Genomic DNA, 9017 nt, shown 5'->3' with positions numbered 1-9017 from the left:
CCACAGACGGTGTCTTCGACGCCTGGTTCAGACATCAGAAAATAGAAACCATCGACCTCAATGTCCTGGCGCGATAGCATGCAAAACTGTTCGCGATGTCCTCGCACATCTGTTCGCGATGTCCCCAGTCCAAACACCCACAAGGGGGAGGGGAACTTTTGCGGCAGCGCCACTCAGCGGCAAACTTCGACGATTCTAGCCGAAACAGCAGCGGCATCGTCCCCCTCCCCCTTGTGGGGAGGGGTTAAGGGTGGGGGTACGCGGCCTGGCAAATGCCCCAAACTTCCATATGCGATTCCCCTGCTGCACAAGGGCGGGCGGGGTCACCGGCGGTCGGATACGATGATGATCGCCGGGGCCGCCAGCATCGCGACGAGGCCGGCGCCTGCGAAGAACGCGCCATAGCCGAAATACTGCGCGGCGTAGCCGGCCGCGATCCCGCCGGCCATGCTCATCAGTGCGTCCATGCACTGGAACAGCGTGAAGTCGACGCCCGCCTGTCTTGGATCTGACCAGCGCATGAACTGCGCGTAAAGCGCGACGAAACCGAGAGCCATGAAGCCGGACGAGCTGAGCACCGCGATGGCCATCAAAGCGGTGGTCGAGAAGCCACCAAGAAAATCGAAGACCGAAAAGAAGAACAGCGATCCGCCCTGCAGGAAAAGCGCCAGGACGAGCACGTTGCGCGGGCCGAACCATTTGACGAGAGCGCCGCCGGCGAGTGCGGCAGCCAGGCCGACGAACATGCTGCCGACGCCGTTGACAAGTCCGACCATCGGGAGGTCGAGCCCGGCGTCGATCAGGAATGGTCCGAGCATGGCGAGTGCCGCCTTCTGGGCCAGGACATAGATGGCCGACGCTGCCAGGCCGCGCCGAATTTCGGGACGCTTCAACGCGTCGAGAAGGCTGGGAACATGCTCGCGCGTCTCCTCGCGCGCGCGGCTGGCCGCGCCGAGCAGGAAGGGCAGACCGAGCGGCAGGAGCAGCAAGGCCATCGCCCAAACGGCGATGCGCCAGCCATAAGCGTCGACCAGAAGCAGAAATAGGCCGGCGCCGATGGCCGAGCCGAGGTAGGCGCCGCCGACCTGCGCGGCATTGCCCCAGCCGTGGTTTTCCCTGGCCAGGCTCTGCACGGCGAAACCATCGCAGGCAATGTCGACCGTCGAGGCGGCGAAGGCGACGATGGTCAGGCAGGCCAGAACCGGCCACCAGGCCTCCGGGCCGAGCGCGCCGACGGCCCACAGCCCGGCGATGGACACGAGCCCACCGGCGGCGACGATCGTGCCGGTGCGGTTCTTGCCGACCGGCGGCAGCCGATAGCGCTCGACGGCCGGCGCCCATAGAAACTTGAGCGCCCATGGCAGCGCGATCAGCGAGACCAGGCCGATCCGGTCGAGCGGCAGGCCCTGGTCGCGCATCACCGCCGGCAGGCCCGCCCAGGTGATGCCGCCGATTACGCTCTGCGCGACGTAGAGCCCGCCGATCGCCAGGACGATCGCGACAGGCGTCGATGCCCGGCTGGAAACGGCGATCGACATCAGAAGCGGTAGCGCAGGCTAGCGAACAGCGAGCGGCCCTCGTCGCGGTAGCAATAGCCGGCCGAGCAGATGGATTTTTGAGTGTCGAACAGGTTCTTGGCGTTGACCTGCAGCTTCACGCCCTCGAGTTTGGGATTGCGGTAGCCGAAATCGTAGGAGAGCGAGGCGTCGACGAAGGCGCGCGCGTCGTTCTTGAAGGTGTTGGTGTCGTCGCCATAGCTCGAGCCGGCAACGCGAACGCCGCTGCCCAGCCCGAGCCCCTGCAGCGTGCCGTCCTCGAACTGGTACTGCCCCCAGAGCGACAGGATGTGATTTGGCGTCGCCGACAGTTCCTTGCCTGCGGTTCCCGTGGCGCCGCGTTCGATTTTCACGCGCAGATAGGTGTAAGAGGCGAGTATGCTGAGGCCGTTGTCGAGCGAGGCGCTGGCTTCCAGTTCGACGCCGCGCGAGTTCAGGTCGAGCTGGCGCTGCTTGTTGATGCCGGTCGACGCGTCGAAGACGACGCCATCCTTCTGGTCGATGTCGAACAGAGCGGCGCTGACGGCGGCGTTGTAATCGGCAAACTCGTATTTGACGCCGATTTCCTTTTGCGTCGCGATGGTCGGACGGGCGACGCGACCGATGGGGCTGCTGACATCGTCATAGACGAAGCCGATATTGGGCGAGAACGACGTCGAATAGTTGACATAGGGCGTGATGCCCCATTCGGTCTGGTAGGACAGGCCGAGCCGGCCGGAAAGGGCACTGTCGTCCTGCTTGGACTTGGTGAAGTCGGCGGCGGTCGAGGTGGTGTCGGCCCAGTCGTAGCGACCGCTGGCGAACAGGGTGAAATCGTTCCACTCCATCTGGTCATGCAGGTAGGCGCCGAGCTGGTTCATCTCCTGCCCGCCAGAGTAAGGAACCGGAGCGGCCTTGATGTCGTCGACGGAAACGTAGGAGATACCGTTGCCGGCGTCATAGTTCGACCAGGCGTAATCGATGCCGGCTACCGCCGTATGCCTGACCTGGCCGGTATCGAATTCGAACTGCGCCATGTTGTCGACGACGAAGTTCTTCATGGTCTCGGTGTAGTGGCCCCAATAGCGTTTCAGATCCACGCCGGCCGGGTAATGACCGCTATATTCGATGTCGGCGTCGACGGCGCTGTAGCGAAGGTTCTGCCGGACCGTCAGCACGTCGTTGAAACGGTGCTCGAATTCGTAGCCGATGCGGCCCTGGGTCTGGTCGAAGTCGTTCCAGACGGGATCGCCCTCGTAGAGGTTCGTCAGAGCGCCGCCCGAATTGTAGAAGGCAGCGGTGCCGCCGGTGACGGATTTCGAATATTCGCCGAGGATGGTCAGCTTGGTGTCCTCGTCCGGCTTGAAGGTGACTGCCGGCGCCAGATAGATCTTGTCGTCGGGATAACCGGGCAGGTCGGTGTCGCTGGTGCGGCCGAGGCTGGTGAAGCGGTAGAGGATGCTGCCGTCGTCGTTCACCGGGCCGGAAGCGTCGAGTGCGGCCTGGAAGCGATTGTGCTCGCCGAGCAGCATTTCGACCTCGCGGAACTGTTCTTCCTTGGGGCGCTTGGTGACCAGATTGACGATGCCGCCCGGACCGCTGATGCCGTAAAGCGAGGAGGCCGGCCCCTTCAGGATGGTGACGCCTTCGATGCCGTAGGGCTCGGTCTTGAACCAGGCCGAGGGGCCGTTGTACTGGCGCAGCCCGTCGCGGAACATGCCGTTGTAAAAGGCCTGGAAGCCGCGCAGGAAGAAGGCATCGTAGCGGGTGTCGAAGCCGAAGCTGTTCGGATTGGCGCTTGCGACATAGCCGAGCGATTCGTTCAGCGTGCGTGGCTTCTGGTCCTCGATCTGCTTTTGCGTCACAACCGAAACGGCTTGCGGAATCTTGACCATCGGCGTGTCGGTCTTGGTGCCGATGCGGTCCTTCTTGGCGACATAGCCGTCCTGCACGAGGATCTCGTCGCTCTCGGCATCGACCTCGATCTTGTTGAGAACGGTGACGCCGCCCTGGTCCTGGGCGTGAGCCGGCCCGGACAGGTCGAGCAGGGCCATGCTGCCCGGCAATGATAACCCCAGGAGCCATGTCATCGTCCGTTTCCGCATCAACTCGTCTCCACTCTTCCGTACATTGACGGAAGGGGCTCTCAAATCTGAGTATTTGAGTCAAGTTATTTTTTGAGCTCGTGCGGGTGCTGGCCCGATACGGTCGGCGACAGCAAAGTGCGACCGGTTTCAGGAAAACCAGCTGCCAATCAGGGAGAGGCAAGCTGCTATGGTTTGAGGCTTCTCGCCACCAGCCGCGCCACGCTTGGGCCGACCAGAAGCACGATCAGGAAGCGTGCCGATTGCAGCGCCATGACGAAGGAGATGTCGACATGCTGCGCGGCGGCGGCGATGATGGCGACGCTGTCCATGCCGCCGGGGCTGGTTGCCAGATAGGCGGTCAGCGGATCGATGCCGAGCAGGCGGCTGATCAGGAAGGCGAGGCCGCCGCAAAAGACGATCAGGGCAATGATCGAGCCGACGATCTGCGGCAGCGCGCGGGCCGCGTGGCGCAAAATGGCCCTGGTGAAATTCAGGCCGATGCTCCAGCCGATCATCGTATAGCTCAAGGCAAGCAGCCAGGGTGGCAACTGCATGGTCACGCCGAGCCCGAGATGGATCACGGTGCCGAAAATGAAGGTGCCGAGGAAAAACGGCGACGGCAGCCGGAAAAGCTTTCCGGCGAGGCCGCCGACCAGCGCCACGCCGAATGTTGCGGCCAAGCCTTGCGGGTCGACCGGCGGGAACCAGACGATGGCCGGCACCTCGATGCCTGAGGTGTCGACCCAAAGCTTGGCCACTAGGGCTGCCGTCATCGAGACGCAGATGACGCGCAGATAAAGCATGAAGGCGACGAGGCGCTGGTCGGCGCCGAAGGCACCGGCCATCAGCACCATGGCGGTAGCGGCGCCCGGCGACGAGCCCCAGACCGCGGTGGTGCCGGGCAGGATGCGCCAGCGGCTGATCAGCCAGCCGAGCAGGCTGGATGCCGCGACCGTCGCCATCACGACGCCAAGGAACAGCGGCCATTCCTTGTAGAAGACGGGAAAGATATCGGCCGAGATGGAACTGGCGACGAGGCAGCCGACGACCGCCTGGGCTGAGCCGAACAGAACCCGCGGCACGCGCACCGTGGCGCCGTTGGTGCCGGCAGCGATGGCCGCCAGCATCGGTCCGATCAAGAGCGCGGCGGGCAGGGCGGCGAGTTCCAGCGCGCCGGCAAACAGCACCGAGACCACCACCAGGACCGGCCACTGCCAGGCCCTGTGGATCCGCGCCAGATGCTCGATGGCCGGCGGGTTCGGGGAAGAATCCATAGATGGGCTCTTAGACCGGTGGCGAAAAAATGCGAACCCTTTTTGCGCGGAAAAGGGCTTGGATGGTAATGGCACCAACCATCCGCAGCGATCCTTCGCACCCCCTCTGTCCTGCCGGCCTCTCCCTCTATCCCGCCTTCACCGCCGGCAACCCGAACCCGCCAACAGGATGCGTCTCCACCTGGAACTCGAAGCCGGCGATGATCGGCCGTGCCTTGGCGATTGCCGCCTGGACTTCGGGCAGCTGCAACGAAGCCTTGTGGCTTTCGGCGTCGGTCCACACTTCGGTCACCCAGATCGCGTCGGCATCGGCCGGGTCGGTGGCGATGATGTAGTTCAGGCAGCCGGGCATGGCGCCGGTGCTGGCGAGCAGGATATCCATCATTGCGTCACGCTGGCCGCGCATCGCCCGCATCTTGCCGATCAGTCCGTACATTCGCTTTGCTCCGTTGAGATGACGCAACCAGGAGTATGCAGTTCGCCGTCTACGGCATCAACTGCCCGCCATTCACCTCGATCACCTGGCCGGTGATGTAGCCGCTCAACAGATCGGAGGAGAGGAACAGATAGGCGCCAACGCAGTCCTCGGCGGTGCCGGCGCGGCCCTGCGGGATGGTGGCGATCATGCCCTTCATCTGGTCGTCGGTCGAGTAGCGCTCGTGGAAAGGTGTCGCGATCGTGCCGGGCGCCACCGCGTTGACGCGGATGTTGAAACCGATCAGCTCCTTGGCCATGCCGCGCGTGACGTTGGAGACGAAGGCCTTGGCCGAGCCGTACAGGCCGGCGCCGCCGCCGGCGCCGTTGCGCGCGGCGATCGAGGAGGTGTTGACGATGAAGCCACCCTGCCGCTTCAGCCATGGGATTGCCTTGCGCGAAGCTGTCAGCACGGAACGCGCGTTGAGGTCCATCACCGCGTCGTAATGCGCCTCGGTCTGCTCGGCATAGGCCACGCGGCCGAGCATGCCGCCGGCATTGTTGACGAGGCCGTCGAGCCGGCCGAAATGTTGCGCACTGTCCTCGACGACGCGCTCGACATCGGCGGGAATCGAGAAATCGCCCTGGGCGAGGAACACGTCGCCGCCGCCGTTGCGAATGGTCGCGGCCAGGTTTTCGGCAGCCGCGCGGCTCGAATTGTAATGCAGTGCGACGCGGCATTTCTGCGCGGCGTAGGCGAGTGCGAGCGCCGCGCCGATGCCGGTCGAGGCGCCGGTGACCAGGACCGCCTTTCCGGCAAGGTCGGGGATGACGAGAGAGGGGCTGACAAGGGTGGTGGTGGCTGGCACGTCTATTCCTCCGGGGACTCTGCCTGCTCTTCGTAGGCCCTCGCAGTCCTCGCGTTCAAGTCCGTAAAAGTTTAGGGCGGTTCACCGTTTCACGGAAACGGCGAACCGCTCCCTCTTTGTCTTGACGCAATTCCGGACGGCAAACCGTTTCACACTTTTCCTGGAATTGCCCTATGGCCTGAGATAGGCGTAGCCCTGGCGTTGCAATTCGGCGAGCTTGACGACCCCGCCCCTGTCGGCTGCATGGAAGCCGTCGAGCAGGTCGGCCAGGCCGATATCCATGCCGTGCATGGTGTTGGCGCAAGCGTGCGGGCTGAGCCCATCCTGGACAAGGCCGGCGAACCGCCCGGAAATGGCGGCCGATATACCCTTCGACTTGAAGGCGGCAAGTGCCGGGCCGTGCACGACAAGCGCGATGTCGACTTTGCCGTCGGTGCCTTCGAAGTGGTTCTTGATGTTGCCGAGCACGAAATTGACCTTGTCGAGATCGCTGAGGTGATAGGCGACCTTTTGCCTTTCCTCTTCGACGGCCTTGACTTCAATGGCTGCCGCCTTGGTGGGGCGCAGCCCGAAAAGCCCGGCGGCTCCGGCAAGACCGACGCGGAAAATATCGCGGCGTCGCATGGCTTCATCTCCCATTTGGCCGGCGCGCGCAATTTGCGTGGCCTCGGCCTCGATCCTAACATAAATTGAAGCCACGTCTTGTCGGGGCAGGGGGAGCCAGCATGATATCAAGGACCGTGATGGGCGCCGGAGTTGGGGTTGCCTTGCTCGCCGCCGTCGCCGGCTCTGCTTTCGCCGACGACACGCTCAAACTCACCGAGCTCAGCCCCGACGGCAAGGACGCCTGCTTCGGCCGCGTCTATGACGCCGCGCATCTCAAGTCGCATCCGCAGCAGAAGGTGACGCGCATCTTCTTCTATTACGGCCGCGATCCGGTCAGCCGGCCAAACGAGGAGCCAAGCGCCGGCATCGATTCCTCCTACAATGGCTTCATGGCGACGACGGTGCGCGGCGCCGAGGCGCCTGAATGGCTTGGCGGCTGGTGCAGTCATGAGTCGGAGGACGGCAAGACCGGCCCGATCCGCTGCGGTATGGACTGCGACCGCACCATGGCTTCGCTGAAGGTCGACGACAAAGGCCGGCTGATCGTCTCGGACGTGCAGCCCGACCTCTATCTCGACGCCGGATCGGAAGACGAGCTCGGCAAGGCGGAGTACGAAAGGCAGGCGCTGGGTAAGGACGACAACGGCTTCAGGCTCGATCCGATGCCGGCCGCCACCTGCAAGGCGGAGTTCGCGCGCATCGACCCGATCGATCCGGCACTTGGCCCGCCATTGCGCGAGCGGCTGAAGCCGGACCAGGCCTTCTGCTACGGACGCGACTACGACGCCGAGCATCTCGGCTCGCATCCCGACCAACTGACCCAGTCGATCAGGGTGTTCCGCGGACCGGTCGAGCTGGCGTCTTTCGCCAAGGAGGGCGATCCGGCCAATTGGCCAAGCGGCGCCGATATCGCCGTTTCGGTTACCACGCGGCAGAAATCGGCCAAGGTCACGCAGGTCTATAATTGTCAGGGCGAGGGCGACCAGTGGCGCTGCGCGGCGAGCGCGAAGACGGGTGCTGCGTCCTGTGACATCGCGCAAAGGGAGGTCTTCCTTCGCCGCGGCGCCAACGGCACGATGATGCTGGCCAACCCGAACAGCGGCCTGCCGATCATCGATCTGTGCTCGAAAGCGGCGGAAGGTGACACCAGCTCCGACGACAAGGTCTACCGGCTGGAGCCGATGCCGCAGGCTGCCTGCGGGCTGTAGCAGTTCAGAGACGCGATGCCGGCGGGACAGAGGGGGGTGCTGTCCCGCCGACCTCAAGGTTTTTGGATGGCGGCGTCCCGCTATCGCTTCACGCGAACGGCACGGCCGTCGTGCCCTTGGGCAGTTTCGCCTCGTCGTCGGGCTCGACATGGATGATGACCCGCACGGAAGGGATTTCGGCCTGCAGCGCGTCTTCGATGCGGTCGCAGATGACGTGGCTGGCGCCGACAGACATGTCGGCGTCGACGACCAGGTGGAACTCGATGAAGGTGGCGCGGCCGGCGATGCGCGTCTTCAGGTCGTGGACCTCGAGCGCGCCCTTGCAATTGGCCGAGATGATGTCGCGTATGCGGATATGTTCCTGGGTGTCGACGGCGCGGTCCATCAGCCCGTTCATCGAGGAGCCGATGACGTGCCAGCCCTGCCACAGGATGTTCAGCGCCACGATCACCGCAAGAGCCGGATCGAGAACCTGCCAGCCGGTCAGCACGGCGCCGACCAGGCCGATGAACACACCGACCGAGGTCGCCACGTCGGTCATGATGTGCCTGCCGTCGGCAACGAGAGCCGGCGATTTTTCGCTTCGGCCGGTGCGGATCAGCGTCAAGGCCCAGACAGCGTTGATGACCGTTGCGACGCCATTGACGGCAAGGCCGGTCCATGGCTGTTCCAGCAGGGCGGGATGCTGCCAGGACCACCAGACCTCATTGAGGATCAGCAAGGCGGCAAGCACGATCAGCACGCCTTCGAGGACGGCCGAGAAATACTCGGCCTTGTGGTGGCCGAACGGATGGTCCTGGTCGGCTGGCTTGTAGCTGACCTGGATCGCCCAATAGGCGGCGGCAGAGGCAATGACGTTGACGATCGATTCCAGCGCGTCCGAATAAAGCGCGACCGAACCGGTGACGTACCAGGCCACCAGCTTCAGGCCGAGCACGACGCAGGCGACGACGATCGACCAGAAGGCGAGGCTGGCGACCTTCTGCCTGGCGGCGGCTTTGATTTCCGCCGCGGTCACTGGGGA

The 9017-nt window shown here is 64.2% G+C and carries 8 protein-coding genes; 1 reads left to right on the top strand and 7 read right to left on the bottom strand.

Annotated features, from left to right (window positions below; all coding sequences use genetic code 11):
- Positions 1 to 323: 323 nt before the first annotated feature.
- The 6 genes from NKJ55_RS14890 to NKJ55_RS14865 form a co-directional block, all read right to left on the bottom strand.
- On the bottom strand, positions 324 to 1538 hold the full coding sequence (locus NKJ55_RS14890) for an MFS transporter (protein WP_352450556.1): 1215 nt from the start codon (positions 1536 to 1538) through the stop codon (positions 324 to 326).
- On the bottom strand, positions 1538 to 3625 hold the full coding sequence (locus NKJ55_RS14885) for a TonB-dependent siderophore receptor (protein WP_352450555.1): 2088 nt from the start codon (positions 3623 to 3625) through the stop codon (positions 1538 to 1540). Before NKJ55_RS14885 ends, NKJ55_RS14890 begins: the two co-directional genes overlap by 1 nt.
- 182 nt (positions 3626 to 3807) lie before the next feature.
- A complete protein-coding gene (locus NKJ55_RS14880; protein WP_352450554.1) occupies positions 3808 to 4896 on the bottom strand; it encodes an AbrB family transcriptional regulator in 1089 nt (362 codons plus the stop codon).
- 127 nt (positions 4897 to 5023) lie between these two features.
- Positions 5024 to 5332 (bottom strand): putative quinol monooxygenase, encoded by a 309-nt coding sequence (locus NKJ55_RS14875; protein ID WP_352450553.1) that lies wholly within the window; start codon positions 5330 to 5332, stop codon positions 5024 to 5026.
- A 49-nt stretch (positions 5333 to 5381) separates the two neighbouring features.
- Entirely contained in the window at positions 5382 to 6179 is a 798-nt protein-coding gene (locus NKJ55_RS14870) for an SDR family NAD(P)-dependent oxidoreductase (protein WP_352450552.1), read from the bottom strand.
- Positions 6180 to 6350: 171 nt separating this feature from the next.
- The gene (locus tag NKJ55_RS14865; RefSeq protein ID WP_352450551.1) at positions 6351 to 6803 is read right to left on the bottom strand and encodes a DsrE family protein; all 453 of its coding nucleotides are present in this window, start codon (positions 6801 to 6803) and stop codon (positions 6351 to 6353) included.
- A 101-nt stretch (positions 6804 to 6904) separates the two neighbouring features.
- Here NKJ55_RS14865 and NKJ55_RS14860 point away from each other — a divergent pair, with 101 nt between their 5' ends.
- Complete coding sequence (locus tag NKJ55_RS14860) at positions 6905 to 7993, top strand: hypothetical protein (protein ID WP_352450550.1); 1089 nt, start codon at positions 6905 to 6907, stop codon at positions 7991 to 7993.
- An 88-nt stretch (positions 7994 to 8081) separates the two neighbouring features.
- Here the strand turns inward: NKJ55_RS14860 and NKJ55_RS14855 are convergent, their stop codons facing one another.
- Positions 8082 to 9011: a cation diffusion facilitator family transporter gene (locus tag NKJ55_RS14855; protein ID WP_502895031.1), complete on the bottom strand. Its 930-nt coding sequence runs from the start codon at positions 9009 to 9011 to the stop codon at positions 8082 to 8084.
- Between the last annotated feature and the right edge of the window lie 6 nt (positions 9012 to 9017).

The sequence above is a fragment of the Mesorhizobium sp. M0106 genome, from assembly GCF_040322715.1.
GTDB lineage: Bacteria > Pseudomonadota > Alphaproteobacteria > Rhizobiales > Rhizobiaceae > Mesorhizobium.
Note: the sequence above shows the minus strand (reverse complement) of the source record. Positions and strands in the feature narration are given on the sequence as shown.